Here is a 1,917-nt window from a genome sequence, read left to right as displayed (position 1 = left end):
TATGTTGATCGAAAATACGTTACCCGTTTTACTCAGCCGTCTCGATTTTGCCTGGATTACCTCGCTGCATATTCTCTGGACGCCCATGACGATTGGCATGTCATGGCTGCTTTTCGGAATAGAAGTCCTCTGGCTCCGCACCGGGGATGAGCGCTGGTACAAACTCAATCGTTTTTTCGAAAAAATATTCATAATCAATTTCGGTGCCGGGGTGGCGACGGGTGTCACCATGGAAATGGCCTTCGGGATTCTGTATGGGCCATTTTCTCAGGCAGTCGGCCCCTTTTTCGGCAACATTCTCGGCTTTGAAACCATCACCGCATTCATGTATGAAGCGGGATTTATTGGTCTGATGGTTTTCGGCTGGGGAAAAATCAGTAAAACCATGCATCTTTTTGCCACCTTCAATGTTGGCATTTCTTCCACTTTATCGGCCGGCTGGATTCTGGTGGCGAATTCCTGGATGCAAACGCCCGACGGAGTCGTCTTTAAAAATGGCCTGTTTCAGGTCACCAACTGGTGGAGCGCCATTTATAACGACAATTTTCATTGGGGATTTCCACATATGTGGATCGCCTGCGTAGAGCTGGCTCTTTTTGTTTTTGCCGGCGTCAGTGCCTGGTTCATCCTCAAGAACCGCAACACTGAACTTTTTGTAAAGCTGCTCAAACCAGCGCTCCTGGCACTGCTGATTGTGACCCCTTTGCAGATTTATCTGGGGGATACGCTGGGGCGGGACGTCGCCCAGACGCAGCCTACCTCTCTGGCCGCCATGGAAGGGCATTACCATACGTATCTCCCCAATGGGCAGGTCAATACCGGCTGGCACCTGATTGCCATACCCAACAGCCAGAATGACGGTACCCGATTTGCGATTACCATTCCTTACGTCCTGAGCCTGCTGGAAACCCATACCTTGACCGGCAAGGTGACAGGTATGGACAGCTTCCCTGCCCGTGATCGTCCGGATGTCTGGGTGCCTTTCTATGCGTTCCGGATCATGGTCGCCATTGGCTTTTTCCTGTTCCTCGTCGCTCTTTGGGGTAACTGGCTGCGCCTGCGGGGCAAGCTGAATGCGACGGCTCTACGCCAACACCCGTGGTTTCTCCGGGCCGTCGTTTTCTCGGCATTTTTACCCTATCTGGCGATCTGGACGGGCTGGTGGGTGCGCGAAATCGGTCGGCAACCCTGGGTAGTCTTTGGCATGATGCGCACCTACGAAGGAGTCAGCCACATGTCGCTGGGCCAGGAAGTGGTCTGGTTCGTGGGCTACATTATTTTTGAGTTGGCCGTCTGGTCGGGCGCCTGGTACTTCTTCAGCCGCGTCATCCAAAAAGGCGTGAATGACATTCCGGATTCCACCCATCTCTGGGACAAACCGGAAACCATCGACAGTGGAGGTGGCCATGTGTCCCCCCATTTTACCAAAGCATTGCCACACCGAGATTGAGGAGAACCCATCATGACCGATCTCATGGGTAGAATTGCCGTGTCCCTGTCCACCTGGTGGTGGTTGATTCTCGCCTTGTTTTTTATGCTTTACGTGATGCTGGATGGAGCCGATCTGGGCGCTGGCATTTACACCCTGTTTTCGCACGACGAGGAAGAACGCGGGGCGGTCATGGCTTCCATGGCCGGATTCTGGGACGGAAACGAAACCTGGCTGGTGGTTGCCGGCGGGGTCCTCTTCGGGGCTTTCCCGGTGGTCTACGGCTCCGCCCTGAACTATCTCATGATTCCGTTGATGCTGGCCTTGTGGGGGATTATTTCCCGCGCTGTCGCTTTTGAATTTCATATTCATGCGCGCAGCAGCAAACGATTCTGGGGCTGGGCCTTTGCTCTCGGCAGTCTGATCGCTCCCTTTTTTGCTGGCGTATCCCTGGGTGCCACCTTGCAGGGTTTCCCCCTGAAAGCCGG

Annotated in this window: 2 protein-coding genes; both read left to right on the top strand. The window is 54.0% G+C overall.

Translation table 11 applies throughout. The annotated features are described in order from the left end of the window. The first annotated feature begins 1 nt into the window (after position 1). Entirely contained in the window at positions 2-1,450 is a 1,449-nt protein-coding gene (locus AC2VLY_RS07675; protein WP_427961663.1) for a cytochrome ubiquinol oxidase subunit I, read from the top strand. Between the two features lie 12 nt (positions 1,451-1,462). Further along, on the top strand, positions 1,463-1,917 hold a 455-nt coding region (locus tag AC2VLY_RS07670; RefSeq protein ID WP_486922047.1), incomplete at its 3' end, for a cytochrome d ubiquinol oxidase subunit II.

It is taken from the genome of Acidithiobacillus sp. TH-A36 (assembly GCF_057473445.1).
Note: the sequence above shows the minus strand (reverse complement) of the source record. Positions and strands in the feature narration are given on the sequence as shown.